Source organism: Streptomyces sp. NBC_01546 (genome assembly GCF_045208355.1).
Taxonomy (GTDB): Bacteria; Actinomycetota; Actinomycetes; order Streptomycetales; family Streptomycetaceae; genus Streptomyces.
The window spans coordinates 2,323,103-2,338,378 of the sequence record NZ_CP109379.1; the positions used below are offsets into that span (position 1 = coordinate 2,323,103).

At 70.0% G+C, this 15,276-nt stretch carries 14 protein-coding genes; 3 read left to right on the forward strand and 11 right to left on the reverse strand.

What is annotated here, in order from left to right; translation table 11 throughout:
- Positions 1 to 316: 316 nt before the first annotated feature.
- The 3 genes from OHA89_RS10540 to OHA89_RS10550 form a co-directional block, all read right to left on the reverse strand.
- Positions 317 to 1,636 carry a hypothetical protein gene (locus OHA89_RS10540; protein WP_406365993.1) on the reverse strand — a complete coding sequence of 440 codons (1,320 nt, stop codon included), beginning with the start codon at positions 1,634 to 1,636 and terminating at the stop codon, positions 317 to 319.
- Positions 1,637 to 2,118: 482 nt separating this feature from the next.
- Positions 2,119 to 3,456 carry a class I SAM-dependent RNA methyltransferase gene (locus OHA89_RS10545; RefSeq protein WP_406365994.1) on the reverse strand — a complete coding sequence of 446 codons (1,338 nt, stop codon included), beginning with the start codon at positions 3,454 to 3,456 and terminating at the stop codon, positions 2,119 to 2,121.
- Between the two features lie 93 nt (positions 3,457 to 3,549).
- Positions 3,550 to 5,604, reverse strand: coding sequence for an APC family permease (locus OHA89_RS10550; protein WP_406365995.1), 2,055 nt, complete (start codon positions 5,602 to 5,604; stop codon positions 3,550 to 3,552).
- Positions 5,605 to 5,813: 209 nt separating this feature from the next.
- Here OHA89_RS10550 and OHA89_RS10555 point away from each other — a divergent pair, with 209 nt between their 5' ends.
- Positions 5,814 to 6,482, forward strand: a complete 669-nt coding sequence (locus OHA89_RS10555; RefSeq protein ID WP_406365996.1) for a potassium channel family protein — start codon at positions 5,814 to 5,816, stop codon at positions 6,480 to 6,482.
- A complete protein-coding gene (locus tag OHA89_RS10560) occupies positions 6,479 to 7,141 on the forward strand; it encodes a TrkA family potassium uptake protein (protein ID WP_030709508.1) in 663 nt (220 codons plus the stop codon). Before OHA89_RS10555 ends, OHA89_RS10560 begins: the two co-directional genes overlap by 4 nt.
- 55 nt (positions 7,142 to 7,196) lie before the next feature.
- Here the strand turns inward: OHA89_RS10560 and OHA89_RS10565 are convergent, their stop codons facing one another.
- From OHA89_RS10565 to OHA89_RS10595, 7 genes are all read right to left on the reverse strand, one after another.
- Positions 7,197 to 7,919, reverse strand: coding sequence for a DUF3159 domain-containing protein (locus OHA89_RS10565; RefSeq protein WP_266614492.1), 723 nt, complete (start codon positions 7,917 to 7,919; stop codon positions 7,197 to 7,199).
- Between the two features lie 3 nt (positions 7,920 to 7,922).
- Positions 7,923 to 8,342: an OB-fold nucleic acid binding domain-containing protein gene (locus OHA89_RS10570; RefSeq protein ID WP_215142499.1), complete on the reverse strand. Its 420-nt coding sequence runs from the start codon at positions 8,340 to 8,342 to the stop codon at positions 7,923 to 7,925.
- A 25-nt stretch (positions 8,343 to 8,367) separates the two neighbouring features.
- Entirely contained in the window at positions 8,368 to 9,054 is a 687-nt protein-coding gene (locus OHA89_RS10575) for a response regulator (RefSeq protein ID WP_215142501.1), read from the reverse strand.
- On the reverse strand, positions 9,051 to 11,693 hold the full coding sequence (locus OHA89_RS10580; RefSeq protein WP_406365997.1) for a DUF4118 domain-containing protein: 2,643 nt from the start codon (positions 11,691 to 11,693) through the stop codon (positions 9,051 to 9,053). Before OHA89_RS10580 ends, OHA89_RS10575 begins: the two co-directional genes overlap by 4 nt.
- A gap of 185 nt (positions 11,694 to 11,878) precedes the next feature.
- The gene (locus tag OHA89_RS10585; RefSeq protein ID WP_406365998.1) at positions 11,879 to 12,670 is read right to left on the reverse strand and encodes a DUF3710 domain-containing protein; all 792 of its coding nucleotides are present in this window, start codon (positions 12,668 to 12,670) and stop codon (positions 11,879 to 11,881) included.
- A 1-nt stretch (position 12,671) separates the two neighbouring features.
- Entirely contained in the window at positions 12,672 to 13,208 is a 537-nt protein-coding gene (gene dut, locus OHA89_RS10590; RefSeq protein ID WP_215142513.1) for a dUTP diphosphatase, read from the reverse strand.
- On the reverse strand, positions 13,208 to 13,792 hold the full coding sequence (locus tag OHA89_RS10595) for a PaaI family thioesterase (RefSeq protein ID WP_215142515.1): 585 nt from the start codon (positions 13,790 to 13,792) through the stop codon (positions 13,208 to 13,210). Before OHA89_RS10595 ends, dut begins: the two co-directional genes overlap by 1 nt.
- 58 nt (positions 13,793 to 13,850) lie before the next feature.
- Here OHA89_RS10595 and OHA89_RS10600 point away from each other — a divergent pair, with 58 nt between their 5' ends.
- Complete coding sequence (locus tag OHA89_RS10600; RefSeq protein ID WP_215142517.1) at positions 13,851 to 14,315, forward strand: DUF3093 domain-containing protein; 465 nt, start codon at positions 13,851 to 13,853, stop codon at positions 14,313 to 14,315.
- An 11-nt stretch (positions 14,316 to 14,326) separates the two neighbouring features.
- Here the strand turns inward: OHA89_RS10600 and OHA89_RS10605 are convergent, their stop codons facing one another.
- Entirely contained in the window at positions 14,327 to 15,274 is a 948-nt protein-coding gene (locus OHA89_RS10605) for a hypothetical protein (protein ID WP_406365999.1), read from the reverse strand.
- Positions 15,275 to 15,276: the final 2 nt, after the last annotated feature.

The window sequence follows — 15,276 nt, forward strand, 5'->3', positions numbered from 1 at the left end:
AGAGCGAGCAGCACAAGACCACCTCTCCGAGTCTAGGGACGACCCCCGATATCCACCGGATGGCGCCTCCTCGGCGACCTCTCGGGGCGCCAAAACGTGCGTAAACGAGCGTCGGGGCGTGGAGTCCTGCGACCCTTCGGAGCCGGGTGCACAGCCATACTGCCGCCGCGTCGTACGCACCCGGACTCGTCGTCCTCTCGCGGCTCGCGTCCCCACCGGCAGCCGCATCTCAGGCACCGGCTCCCGGCCCCGCCGCGCTGGCCCCTGGCCATGCTGATCGGTGTACGTACCGGCGGATCGTGGGATCACCGCGGGCTCAGCCCGCCGAGCCACCTCTGCGCTCCCTGGTGCGTTCGGCTTGCGTCATGTCGTCGCCAATGAGGGCGGCGAAGACAAGGGAGCGCGAGCCGTTGAGGCTGGCTTCGATTTGGTCCCGGATGATCTCGCTCGCCTTGCCGCGCGTGCCGATCCAGCCGTCTTGGACGAGCTGGGTGAAGGTCGTGTTGTCGAAGTAGCGGGGCACCGTGTGATAACCGAACAGCTCTCCCCCTCTCGGGCCCGTCGCGAGGTCGGGCTGTTGGCGAAGCCACTCGACGTGCTCGCGAGCGAGGTACATACCACCGATCAGAGCGTCCCCTCTCGGTGCGGTCTGCTCGGACTTACAGAATTTGATCCAACAAGGCTGAGGAGCAAGACGATAGTCGAGCAGCGGATCCTGATCGAGCCTCGTGCACGCCTCTTCTACCTGCCTCATGCGCTCCAGCTGGTCGTCCAGGTCAGTATCCGGACGATAGCCCCACTCGCTGCGGCCCGCACCGACCTGCTGCATCTTCTTGTACTGCACAAGGATGAAGCTGTCCCGGTTCACATGGTGGTAGATCAGGTCGATCCCCAGCGTGTCCTCGGCCGGCAGACGGTTGACGTTGGCGATGAAGAGCTTCTGATCGCCCTTCTGGAACAGACGCTTCGCGAGGTGCTCCGCATCGCTACCGACCCAGTCCGAGAACCGTTGCGCGTCGTGAAAGACAAGGTGGTCCTCGTGCGCCGGGTGACCTGGAAGAGTGGCTAGAACCGGCACTCTGGACCCGTTCTCATCCGGAAACAGAGCCTCACCGATGATGCTCCGGTCGAATCCGCCCAGCTGAAGCGCCAGCCCTGTGGCATCCCGTTCCTCGACAAAGAGCTCCCGCACCCGGCTGAGAATCCGGAATCCACCTGTCCGCTCCTGCAACCGGGCGATGACACCGGCCAAATCGGCCCGACAAGTGGTGAGTGCGTCCAGCAGCTCTTCCCCGGCACGCTTCGACAGCGTGCCCGACACACCGGTGGCGTATCTGTGACGAAGGTGGACTCGATCGGACAACGTCTCAATGGGGACGGGAGGTTCGATGCGATGAAGCTGCGTCACCTCGATCGTCTTACCAAATGTTCCCGCGCGTCGGCCGCTCCTGGCGTGCCCGACGTACTCAACGAGCGGCCTATGACTGTCCTGTCCGGTCACAACCAGGACGACGTGGCTACTCTTCCACGCTTCACGTTCCCCTAATGACTCCCAGCCGGCCTCGAACTGTGTCGGCCGCCGGAAGCCGGCAAGGAACTTCTCTTCATCAGGAGTGCACCGCAGGATCGCCACCATGGGTTCACGGTACGTCTAGCTTGATCCAGCCAGCATTACTGGGGCTCCCTCACAAGGGTGCCAGCCCAACTACGCGTCGGCCTGGCGGACTTATGAAGAGCCGAATGTATCCGGCTCCGGGCTGAACCTAGCCGAGAAGCTGTGCGCATTGCTGCAGCTCGCACGGGGAAGCATGGGGCCGCATTCCGGGCGGTCCGGCCTCGATCGCGACCGCCCGCATAGGCCGCTCCCGAACCGCCACACAGCACGCCCAAGAGTCGCCCATTCCTCGCTGACGACCCCTCAGGAGATTCACAGGCGAGCGTCATTCGAGCGTCAAGATTCCGAGTGATCCGGTGGTGCTACCGCCGAACCTCTGCCCCTGGTCACCCAAAGCCGCAGGTCAAGCAGCTCGTGGCAGCCGCGACTGCGACCGTATTCGCTCGACCTATTGTCCGTCCGGAAACAGGTCGAGTGAACTACCGAAACCGAGAAACCGCAGGTCAGGCGTCCTTCTTCACCGGCTCCAGGATTGCCACGCACTCCACGTGGTGCGTCATCGGGAACAGGTCGAAGACGCGCAGGGTGCGGACCTTGTAGCCGTTCTCCTTGAAGTAGCCCAGGTCGCGGGCCAGGGCCGCCGGGTCGCAGGCCACGTACGCGATGCGGCGCGCCGAGAGGCCGGCGATGTGGCGGACCGTCTGCTTGCCCGCGCCCGCGCGGGGCGGGTCCAGGACGACCAGGTCGCACTCCGTGATGCCGGTCTTCGGGAGGATCTGCTCGACCTTGCCCTGCTCGATCCGGACCCGGGGGAAGTCGGTCAGGTTGTGCCGGGCGTCCTCGACCGCGCGCTTCGTCGACTCGATGCCGAGCACCGCGCCCGTCTCCCCGAGCCGCTCGGCCAGCGCGCCCGCGAAGATGCCGACGCCGCAGTAGAGGTCGAGGGCCATCTCGCCCTTGCGCGGCATCAGGCCCTGCATGACGGCCTTGATCAGGGTGTCCGCGGCCTGCGGGTGGACCTGCCAGAAGCCGCCCATGCCCACGCGGTACGTACGGCCGTCCGCGCGCTCCCGTACGAAGGGGCGGCCGTGGACCCGGTGGACCCCGCCGTCCTTCTCCTCGACGCGCAGGACCGAGACCGGCTTGTCCAGTTCCACCAGGGGCAGGCGGCCGCCGGGGCGCGGGGTCAGGACGACCTGGCGGTCGCCGGAGCCGGAGGCCGCGATGGCCTCCACCGACGCCATCTGGGGCCAGTCCTGCTTCTCGATGCCCAGCTCGCTGACGCCCGGCGCCGCGATCATGCAGTGGTCGATCAGCTCGATGTCGTGCGAGCGGTGCTTGCGCAGACCCGCGTTGCCGTCCTCGTCGATGGCGAACTGCACGCGGGTGCGCCACTGCGGCACCTGCCCGGCCGGCACCTTGTCGCCCTCGGCGGGCATGACCGTGCCGTCCCAGCCGGCCTCCTCCGGGGTGAGCCCGGCGAGCCGCTTCAGCTGCTCGGCGACGACCTCGCCCTTGAGCCGGCGCTGGGCGCCCGGCTTGGCGTGCTGCCAGTCGCAGCCGCCGCACTTGCCGGGGCCGGCGTACGGGCAGGGCGCCTCGACGCGGTCCTTGGAGGCCTCCAGCACGGTGATCGCGTCGGCGCGCAGGTAGCGGGAGTCCTCGTCGCCCTCGGTCACACGGGCGACGACCTTCTCGCCGGGCAGCGTGTGGCGCACGAACAGGACGCGGCCGTCCGAGGTCCGGGCGATGCAGTGCCCGCCGTGTGCCACGGGGCCGACCTCGACCTCGTACTCCTCCCCGACCAGTGACTGCTTCTCGTTCTGCTCGGCGCTCGTCATGGTGGGGAGACTCCAAAAAACTGAAAACGGGAAACGGCCGGACGACCGACCCACCAGTTTACGTGGATCTCGTCCGGCCGTTCACCAACCCGGTCAGCCCTTCGCGGCGGGCTTCTTCGGGGGTCGCGGGGTGTCCACCGGACCGCGGCGCACGGCGCCCGGGGCGTTCCAGTCCTGGCGCTTCTTGGCCCGCCTCTTGGCGAGCTCCGAGGACTCCAGCTGGTAGGGCACCGAGGTGACCATCACACCGGGAGTGAAGAGCAGCCGGCCCTTGAGCCGCAGCGCGCTCTGGTTGTGCAGCAGGTGCTCGTACCAGCGGCCGACGACGTATTCCGGGATGTACACGCTGACCGCGTCGCGCGGGTTCTCGCTGCGCAGGCCCTTCACGTACTCCACCACCGGGCGGGTGATCTCCCGGTACGGCGAGTCGAGGATCTTGAGGGGGACGTTGATCCCGCGCCGCTCCCACTCCTCGCGCAGCGCCTTGGTCTCGGCCGCGTCGACGCTGATGCTGAGCGCCTCCAGGGTGTCCGAGCGGGTCAGCTTGGCGAAGGCCAGGGCGCGCAGCGTGGGCTTGTGGACCTTGGAGACCAGGACGATCGAGTGGACCCGGGAGGGCCGCACGCTGTCGTCGCTGGGGCCCTCGGCGGCGGCGATCTCGGCGGAGACCCGGTCGTAGTGCTTGCGGATCGCGGACATCGTGCCGTAGAAGATCACCATGCCGAGCAGGGCGACCCACGCACCGTGGGTGAACTTCGTGGCGAGGACGATGACCAGCACCATGCCGGTGAAGAAGGCGCCGAAGGCGTTGATCGCCCGGGAGCGGTGCATCCGGCGGCGGGCGGCCGGGTCGCGCTCGGACTTCAGATGGCGGTTCCAGTGCCGGACCATGCCGATCTGGCTCAGCGTGAAGGAGACGAAGACGCCGACGATGTAGAGCTGGATCAGCTTGGTCGAGTCGGCGTCGTAGAGCCACACGAGCAGGATCGCGGCGCCGGCGAGGAGCACGATGCCGTTGGAGAAGGCGAGCCGGTCGCCGCGGGTGTGCAGCTGGCGCGGCAGGTAGCGGTCCTGGGCGAGGATCGAGCCGAGCAGCGGGAAGCCGTTGTACGCGGTGTTGGCGGCCAGGAAAAGCACCAGCGCGGTGGCGGTGGCCAGCAGGATGAAGAAGAAGCTGCCGTCGCCGAAGACGGCCTCGGCCACCTGCGAGATCACCGGGTTCTGGACGTATTCGGGGCCGACCGGGACGCCGTTCGACAGCAGGTCCTCGGCGGGGTTCTCGGCCATCCTCACGTCGGAGGCCATGGCCAGGCCGATGATCCCGCAGAACATGGTGACCGCCAGGCCGCCCATGTAGGCGAGGGTGCTGGCGGCGTTCTTGCTCTTGGGCTTGCGGAAGGCCGGTACGCCGTTGCTGATGGCCTCGACGCCGGTCAGGGCCGCACAGCCGGAGGAGAAAGCGCGCAACAGCAGGAAGACCATCGCGAAGCCGGCCAGACCCTGCTGCTCGGGTTTGATCTCGAGGTCGGCGGTCGGCGCCGTCATGGTCTCGTCGAGGACGATGCCCTTCCAGGCACCCCAGGCGATCATGACGAAAACGGCGGCGACGAAGACATAGGTCGGGATGGCGAAGAGCTTGCCGGACTCCTTCACGCCGCGCAGGTTCATCAGCGTGAGCAAAAGGATCATGACGGTCGCCGAGAGCACTTTGTGCTCGATGACGAAATGCACGGCGGAGCCGAGATTCTCGACTCCGGAGGAGATCGAAACGGCGACGGTCAGGACGTAGTCGACGAGCAGGGCGCTCGCCACCGTGAGACCGGCTCTGGGACCGAGGTTGGTGTTGGCGACCTCGTAGTCACCGCCGCCGCTCGGGTAGGCGTGGACGTTCTGCCGGTAGGAGGCGACCACGGTGAACATCAGCACGACGACCGCGAGCGCGATCCAGGGGCTGTACTGGTACGCCGACACACCCGCGATCGACAGGACCAGCAGGACCTCGCCGGGGGCGTACGCCACCGAGGAGAGCGGGTCGGAGGCGAAAACGGGCAGGGCGATCCGCTTGGGAAGGAGTGTTTCTCCGAGGCGGTCGCTGCGCAGCGCCCGGCCGATCAGGATCCGTTTGGGCACGTCGGTCAGTTTGGACACGCAGAGGATCGTAAGCGTTCGAAATCGGACTGACGAACCCCCCACCCCTTCACCGCACAATCCCACCGCAATTCATCCCCGAGTGCGCCGCAAGAGGTCACACTCGTGACCACCCGTGTGTAGCTTGGGCCATGGTCTGAGACCCTGATTAGCCAGAGCATGCAATGAGGCTGTGAACCAGCGAGCCGCTGACAGCCGGAAGGACGGCCGTGCACATCGTCATCATGGGTTGCGGAAGAGTGGGTTCCGCCCTCGCGCAGACCTTGGAACAGCAGGGGCATACGGTCGCCGTCGTCGACCAGGACCCCACCGCATTCCGCCGGCTGGGGGCCGGATTCGGCGGCCGCCGCGTCACCGGGGTCGGCTTCGACCAGGACACCCTGAGGGAGGCCGGGATCGAGGAAGCGGGCGCGTTCGCCGCCGTCAGCAGTGGTGACAATTCCAACATCATCGCCGCCCGCGTGGCCCGCGAGATGTTCGGAGTCGAGAACGTCGCCGCCCGCATCTACGACCCCAAGCGCGCCGAGGTCTACCAGCGCCTCGGCATCCCGACCGTGGCCACCGTGCGGTGGACCGCCGACCAGATGCTGCGCCGGCTGCTGCCTTCGGGCGCCGAGCCGCTGTGGCGCGACCCGAGCGGCGGTGTGCAGCTCGCCGAGGTGCACACCTCGGCCGCCTGGATCGGGCACAAGGTCAGCCAGCTCCAGGAGGAGACCGGCGTCCGCGTCGCCTTCCTCACCCGCCTGGGCGAGGCGATGCTGCCCACGTCGGCGACCGTCCTCCAGGAGGGCGACCTCGTCCACGTCATGATGCGCACGGACGAGATCGACAAGGTCGAGGCGTCCTTCGCCGAGGGGCCTGAGGAGGCACACGCATGAGAGTCGCGATCGCCGGGGCAGGCGCGGTGGGCCGTTCCATCGCGGGCGAGCTGCTGGAGAACGGCCACGAGGTGCTCCTGGTCGACAAGGCCCCGACCGCCATCTCGGTGGAACGGGTGCCGCAGGCCGAGTGGCTGCTGGCCGACGCCTGCGAGATCACCTCGCTGGACGAGGCGGCGCTGCAGCGCTGCAACGTGGTCATCGCGGCGACCGGTGACGACAAGGTCAACCTCGTCGTCTCGCTGCTCGCCAAGACCGAGTACGGGGTCCCGCGCGTGGTGGCCCGCGTCAACAACCCGAAGAACGAGTGGCTCTTCAACGAGTCCTGGGGCGTCGACGTCGCGGTCTCCACGCCGCGCCTGATGTCGGCCCTGGTCGAGGAGGCCGTCAGCGTCGGCGACCTGGTGCGGCTGCTGCGCTTCAGCCACGGCGACGCCAACCTCGTCGAGCTGACCCTGCCGGCCGACTCCTCGGTCGCGGGCACCCAGATCAGCGAGATCACCTGGCCCGAGGACACCTCGCTGGTCACGATCATCCGGGGCAACCGGGTCCTCACCCCGCACGGGGAGGAAACCCTGGAGCCGGGCGACGAACTCCTCTTCGTGGCCGCCCAGGCCCGGGAGGAACAACTGGAGGACCTCCTCCAGGCCCGCGGCTAGTACGACGAAGGGGCGGGGGTGACCGGATGGTCACCCCCGCCCCTTCACGTCGGTCTCAGGATCCCGGCTTCCCCTCGGCAGCCTCCTTGGCCTCCCACTCCGCGATCACGTCGATCGGCGGCGGCGCCTTCGCCAGGAAGACCCAGGTGAAGTACACCGCGAGCACCATCGGCGGAAGCTTCAGCGCGATCAGCACCCAGCCGAGCTGCGTCGCGTCGCCCCACCAGTACAGCGGGAAGAGGATCGCGTACTTGGCGAGGAAGATCAGGCCCCAGGCCAGGCTGGCCTTGACGTACGCCTTCTTGCGACCGGGGTTGCGGGTGCGCCAGGACAGGTTCTCCTTGAACACCGGGCCCAGGATCACGCCCAGCAGCGGGAAGCCCACCAGCGCCGAGACCGTGAACGCCACGCCCAGGCCGACGCCGTAGATCATGCCCGGCAGGTAGAAGCCCTTGGCGCTGCCCGTGAACAGCGCGAAGGCCACGCCCACGCCCACGCCGAAGACCCCGCTGAAGGCGTGCTTGACGGTGTCCTTGCGCAGCAGACGCACGATCACCAGCAGCACCGCGACCGCGCCCGCCGCGATGGCGGACAGCTTCACGTCCTTGTTGATCGTGTAGATCATGACGAAGAGCAGCCCGGGGAGCATCGTCTCCACGGTGCCCCGGATGCCTCCGAAGGCGTCAAACAGCGCCGCCTGCGTCACCGCGCGCTGGTCGTCGGCGGGAGCGCCGGATGCGGCGGGCTCTGGGGTGGTCGGTTTGTCGAGTGACGTCACCGGTTAGTGCTCCTGTCCGAGCGGTCGGAGTTCGTACTTCGGGTTGAAGAGCACCCGACGGCCGTGGGTCATGGAGATCCGCCCTGAGGCGATCATGCGCCGACCGGGCTCGATTCCCACGATCGAGCGACGCCCGAGCCACACCACGTCCAGCGGGGCCGAGCCGTCGAACAGCTCCGCCTCCAGGGCGGGGACGCCCGCGCGCGGCCGCAAGGTGACGGTACGCAGGGTTCCGGTCACCTTGACTATCTGCCGGTCGTGGCAGTCGCAGATCCGCGTGCACCCCGCGGCTTCTGCGTCCTCTTGCAGCTCCGCCGAATGCAGCTCCTCCTGCGAGGTGGACAGCCGCTCTATCATCCGGCGGAACCGGCCCACCGGCCTGGCCGGCTTCGCGGGCTTCTCGGGACGCGGTTCAGCACTCATACAAGGAAGCGTACCGGCGTGCCCGCTACCTCTCGAAGCGGTATCCCATGCCCGGTTCGGTGATGAAGTGCCGCGGGTGCGAGGGGTTGCTCTCGAGTTTACGCCGCAGTTGTGCCATGTAGACCCGCAGGTAGTTCGTCTCCGTGCCGTACGAGGGGCCCCAGACCTCCTGCAACAGCTGCCGCTGGCTGACCAGCTTGCCGCCGTTGCGGACCAGGACCTCCAGCAGGTGCCACTCGGTGGGCGTGAGCCGTACGTCGCGCCCCTCCCGCACGGCCTTCTTGGCGGCCAGGTCCACCGTGAAGGCCTCGGTCTCCACGACCACCTCGTCCTCGCCGGATCCGGCGGGCGGCTCGGCCCGGCGGACGGCGGCGCGCAGCCGGGCCAGCAGCTCGTCCATGCCGAAGGGCTTGGTGACGTAGTCGTCGGCGCCCGCGTCCAGTGCCTCGACCTTCTCGTCGGAGGTGTGGCGGGCGGAGAGGACCAGGATCGGCACCCGGGTCCAGCCGCGCAGGCCCTTGATCACCTCGATGCCGTCCATGTCGGGCAGGCCGAGGTCGAGGACGACCACGTCGGGGTGGCGGGCCGCCGCGAGCTCCAGGGCGCTGGCCCCGTCGGCGGCCGCGTCGACCTCGTACTTGCGTGCCTTCAGATTGATCACGAGGGCTCGGACGATCTGCGGCTCGTCTTCCACCACGAGCACCCGGGTCATTGGGGTCCTGCCTTCTGTCGCATCATCCGATCACGGTCGTGATCGCGTTCCACTGTGTCCGCTCCGGCGCCGGTGTCCGCATCGGCGGCGAGGGTGCGGGCCTCGCCGTCCACCGTCGCGCGGGCCGGTGTGCCGTCCCGCGCCGCCGCTCGCAGGGTCAGCACCATGGTCAGGCCGCCGCCGGGGGTGTCCTCGGCCGCGAGGGTGCCGTCCATCGCCTCGGCGAAGCCCCGGGCGACGGCGAGCCCGAGGCCCACCCCGGCCCCGCGCGGCGCGTCCCCGTGCCGCTGGAAGGGGGCGAATATCCTGTCCTTGGCCTCGTCGGGAACGCCGGGCCCCCGGTCGACGACCCGCACCTCGACCCGGTCGCCGAGGAAGCTGGCCGCCACCAGCACCCGCTCCCCCGGCGGGCTGTACTTGACCGCGTTCTCGACCACGTTGGCCACGGTCCGCTCCAGCAGCCCCGGGTCCACCGCGACCATCGGCAGCGTCTCGGGCACGTCGAGCACCACGCTGCCCTCCGGTACGCCGCCCAGCGCCATCGGGACCACCTCGTCGAGGTCGATCTCCCGGATCAGCGGGGTGACGGTGCCGGTCTGCAGCCGGGACATGTCCAGCAGGTTGCCCACGAGGTGGTCGAGCCGGTCCGCGCCGTCCTCGATGCCTTCGAGGAGCTCGGCCCGGTCCTCCTCGGACCATTCCACGTCGGCGGAGCGCAAGGAGCTCACGGAGGCCTTGATCGAGGCCAGGGGCGTACGCAGGTCATGGCTGACGGCGGCCAGCAGCGCGGTCCGGATCCGGTTGCCCTCGGCCATCCGGCGGGCCTCCTCGGCCTCCCCGACCAGCCGCTGCCGGTCCAGGACCACGGCCGCCTGGGCGGCGAAGGCGCCGAGCACACGGCGGTCCTCGGCGGGCAGCACCCGCCCCGACAGGGCCAGCGCCATATGGTCGCCGATGGGCATGTCCACGTCGGCGTCCTCGGGCCGGTCCGCCGGCCTGGGGCCGACGCTGGCGGCCGGCTTCCACGGCTCGACCTCGCCCGCGCGCTCCAGCAGGGCCACGGACTCCATGGCGAAGGTCTCGCGCACCCGCTCCAGCAGCGCCTCCAGGCTGGTCTCCCCGCGCAGCACGCTGCCGGCCAGGAAGGAGAGGATCTCGGACTCGGCACGCAGCCGCGCCGCCTGGTGCGTGCGCCGGGCGGCCAGGTCCACCACGGAGGCCACCGAGACGGCGACCCCGAAGAAGACGGCGATGGCGACGATGTTCTTGGGGTCGGAGACCGTGAACCGGTGCAGGGGCGGGGCGAAGAAGTAGTTCAGCAGCAGCGATCCGACGGCGGCGGAGGCCAGGGCGGGCCAGAGTCCGCCCAGCAGCGCGGCCGCCACGGTCAGCGCCAGGAAGAGCAGCATGTCGTTGGCGAGCCCGAGGTCCGCGTCCACGTGCGTGAGCAGCAGGCAGAGCAGCACCGGCAGGGCCACGCCCACCACCCAGCCGGCTGCGATCCGGGGCCGCCCCAGGCGGGCCGCCGAGCGGACCACGGGCAGCCCGCGGCCCCTGGCCACCTCCTCGTGCGTGACGATGTGGACGTCGAGGTCGGGCCCCGAGTCGCGGGCCACGGTGGCGCCGACGCCGGGGCCGAAGACGTACTGCCAGGCCTTGCGGCGGCTGGAGCCGAGCACGATCTGGGTGGCGTTGACCCCCCGGGCGAAGGCGAGCAGCGCCTCGGGGACGTTGTCGCCGATCACATGGTGAAACGTTCCGCCTAGATCTTCCACCAGCGTCCGCTGGACGGCGAGCTCCTTCGGCGAGGCCGCGGTCAGCCCGTCGCTGCGGGCGATGTAGACGGCCAGGATCTCGCTGCCCGAACCCTTGGCCGCCATCCGGGAGGCGCGCCGGATGAGCGTGCGCCCCTCCGGCCCGCCGGTGAGCCCCACGACGATCCGCTCCCGGGCCTGCCAGGTGGAGCGGATGCCGTGCTCACCGCGGTACTGCTGGAGGTACTCGTCGGCCCGGTCGGCCACCCACAGCAGTGCGAGCTCGCGCAGGGCGGTCAGGTTGCCGGGGCGGAAGTAGTTGGACAGGGCCGCGTCGACCTTGTCCGGCTTGTAGATGTTCCCGTGCGCCATCCGCCGGCGCAGCGCCTGCGGGGACATGTCGACGAGCTCGATCTGGTCGGCCCGTCGCACCACCTCGTCCGGCACGGTCTCCCGCTGCCGGACCCCGGTGATCGACTCGACCACGTCCCCGAGGGACTCCAGGTGCTGGATGTTGACGGTCGACACCACGTCGATGCCGGCCCGCAGCAGCTCCTCCACGTCCTGCCAGCGCTTGGCGTTGCGCGAACCGGGCACATTGGTGTGCGCGAGCTCGTCCACGAGCGCCACGGCCGGCCGCCGGGCGAGAACGGCGTCCACGTCCATCTCGGTGAATGCCGCCCCGCGGTAGGTCAGCTCCCCGCGCGCCACCTGTTCCAGGCCGTGCAGCATGACCTCCGTGCGCGGCCGCCCGTGGTGCTCGACGAACCCGACGACGCAGTCGGCTCCCCGCTCCACCCTGCGGTGGCCCTCGGAGAGCATCGCGTAGGTCTTGCCCACACCGGGTGCCGCGCCGAGATAGATCCTTAGCTTGCCGCGTCCCATGCGCCCATTCTCGGGGACGTCCGCGCGGTCCACGCACCGATGGCGGGCCGGACGCACATCCCTGACGGATCTCTGACGCGGTCGCGCGAAAAGCCGGTGGGCCCCACCCGAAGAGGTGGGGCCCACCGGCCGAAAAACATGACGCTCCCCCCAGGCCCGGTCCGGGCGCGGGGGTCACACCGGGGTCAGCGGACCTCGGTGATCTCCGGGCCGCGCTCGAGCTGGCCCATGCCACCGCCGAAGCGGGAGCCTTCCTGGTCCTCCGTCTGCACGCCGTCCGGCACCATCTGGGCGTCGTTCGGCAGCTTCAGGACGATCGGGTCGCGGGGAGCCATCGGGCCGTCACCGCGGACCACGACGGTGTCGCGGAAGATCTGCTCGAGGACACCCGCCGACTCGGGGCGCACCGCGCCCTGGCCGGAGATGACACCGCGCAGGAACCAGCGCGGACCGTCGACGCCGATGAAACGGACCAGCTGTGCGCCGGTCTGCCCGTCCGGCAGCGGTACGGGAACCTGTGCGCGCAGCTCCCAGCCCAGCGGACCCTCGACCTCGTCGATGATGCCGCCCTGCTGGGTGATGCCCGCGGCGATCTCCTCGCGGACCTCGCCCCAGATGCCTTCCTTGCGCGGTGCGGCGAAGGCCTGCAGCTGTACGGCGCTGTCGCCCAGGACGACGGTCGCGGCGACGATCGCGTCACCGGCGACCTCGACCCGCAGCTCCATGCCCTCGACCCCGGGTACGAAGACGCCACCCAGGTCGACCCGGCCGTCGGCCGGGTTGCCGAGCACCTCGGAGATGTCCCAGGGGCCGTCGGGCCGCGGGGCCGGCGGCAGGTTCACGCGGCGCGGCTGGGCCGCGTCGAGCTCCTCGGCGCCGCCCTGATCGCCGGCGTCCAGGCCGGACACACGGCCATCGACCTGCTCGGCCGCGCCGCCGTCCTTGGCGGAGTCGTTCTTCTTGCGACGTCCGAACACGTCACTGTCCTTCCCGGTCGGTTACGACCGAAGCGTAGCCATTCCCACCCTGCTGACCAGCGCCGGATCCGGCCACGGCCGGATGACCGCCGGTGGAGCCGAAACCCCCCTCGGCCCGGGCCGAGCCGGGAAGTTCCGCCACCTCGTGGAAGCGCACCTTCTCGACCCGCTGGACAACCAGCTGGGCAATGCGGTCGAAACGCTCGAACCGAACGCTCTCGCGCGGGTCGAGATTGACCACGATCACCTTGATCTCCCCACGGTACCCGGCATCCACCGTCCCCGGGGCATTCACGAGCGCGAGCCCGCAGCGGGCGGCCAGGCCCGACCGCGGGTGCACGAAGGCCGCGTACCCGTCGGGCAGGGCGATGGACACCCCGGTGGGGAGTACGGTCCGCTCGCCGGGCTCCAGCTCGGCGGCCTGGGTGGTCACCAGGTCGCAGCCGGCGTCACCGGGGTGACTGTAGGCGGGGAGGGGCACCTCGGGGTCGACGCGGCGGATCAGCACGTCGACCGGTGCGTACTCGTTCTGGGACATCAGGGGTTCACCTCGAAGGCGCGTGCGCGCCTGACCTGGTCCGGGTCGGCCATCGCCGCCCGGATCTCCTCGGGCCGACCGTTGTCGATGAAGTGGTCGACCTTCACCTCGATGAAGAGCGCGTCCGCCCGCACGGCCACGAGGCCCTCGGGCCCGCCTATCCGGCCGACCGCCGTGGAGTAGATCTTCCGCCCGGCCACGGCGGTGACCTCGGCCTCCAGGTACAGCACGGTGTCCACCGGCACGGGCCGTACGAAGTCGGTCTCCAGCCGCCCCGTCACGGCGATGACGCGCAGCAGCCAGTTCAGCGAGCCGAGCGTCTCGTCGAGCGCCGTGGCCAGTACGCCGCCGTGGGCGAGACCGGGGGCACCCTGGTGCGCGGGCTTGACGGTGAACTCGGCGGTGACGCGCACGCCCTCGCCCGCACGGGCCTCCAGGTGGAGTCCGTGCGGCTGGCCCTCGCCGCAGCCGAAGCAGTGCTCGTAGTGCGCGCCGAGGAGCTCGCCCGGTGCCGGTGCATCGGGGTGCCGGACCGGCGCGGTGGCATCGGCCGGGGGCGTCAACGCTGTGTTTCGTCCACTCACAGCCGCAGACCTTACCCGCGCCGCTACCCGCCGGTCGCCTCGTGGCAGGCTTGAGCTCATGCAGCTCTCCCCCGCGCACCACGACGAACGTCTGACCGCCCCCCGCTCCTGGTGGGGCATCGCCGTACTCATCGGTCTCGCGTGCGCGCTGATGCTGCTGCCGCTGGGCACGCTGCCGCTGCTGGCCGGACTGGTCGGGGGCACCGGGCTGGCCGGGCTTCTGGTGAGTTCGTACGGTTCCGCGCGCGTGCGCGTGGTGAACGGCGCGCTGGCGGCGGGGGACGCGCGGATCCCGGTGACGGCCCTGGGTGATCCCGAGATCCTGGACGCCGAGGAGTCGCGCGCCTGGCGCACGTACAAGGCCGACACCCGCGCCTTCATGCTGTTGCGCAGCTACGTGCCGACGGCGGTCCGCGTCGAGGTGACCGACCCGGCGGACCCGACCCCGTACCTCTACGTCTCCACCCGCGAGCCGCAGGCCCTGGTCTCGGCGATCCGCGCGGCGCGCGCACAGGCGGCCTGACCGGCCCGGCCTCAGCCGTCCGTACCGGGGTCCATGCCCTCGAGTGCGGCCCTGGCGGCCTCGGGAAGGGGCTTGGAGGGCTGTTCCAGGGGCGGGAGCTGCCGCAGTGCATCCCACGCCACCGCCCGGCCCCGCAGGTCCGTACGCACCTTCTCGGCGACTTTGCGGGTGTCGCGGCGGTTCATCACCGCTCCGACGGCCGCACCGACCATGAACGGCATGAGGTTGGGCAGGCTGCGGAACATCCGCTTCATGATCTGTTGGCGCAGTTCGCGCTTCATCTGACCGCCGAGCGCCGCGTTCAGCGTGGTCGGCTTGGTCAGGTCGATGCCGCGCTCCTCGGTCCACGCGGTGAGGTAGGCGAGGCTGCGTTCCTTGAGCGCGCCGGGCGGGCGCAGGCCGTAGACCTCGTGGAGCTCGGCGACGAGCTTGATTTCGATCGCGGCGACGGAGGTGATCTCCGCGGCCAGCTCCGCCGGCATGGCGGGCGGGACGGGCAGCATGGCCGCCGCTCCGATGCCCGCGCCGACGGTGGAGGTGGCGTTCGCGGCTCCGGAGATCAGCTTGTCGGCAAGCTGATCGGGGCCGAGGCCCGGGAACTGCGCGCGCAGGGTCGCGAGGTCCCGAACCGGAACGCGTGGTGCGTTCTCGATGATCCATTCGGCGATGTACAGGACGGCGCCCCTGACGCTTCCGCCGCCCTTGCGTACACCGTTCTTGACTGCTTGCAGCCGACGAGCCCCGGACCGGTGCCGGGCCTCCTCGTCGGCCCCTGTGGCCGACGGCACCGCCGAGGCGGTGTCGGAGGGCACGATGGCGGTACCCATGGCGGAGCCGCCGGAGGTTCCAGGACTCGTTACCGGGTCCGTGGTTCCCGCCTGCGCCTCCGCCGGATCACCAGATTTTCGGAAGCGGCGCTTCCGACCGTGCTTCCGAAAAAAGGGTGTCGAGCCAGCCACGG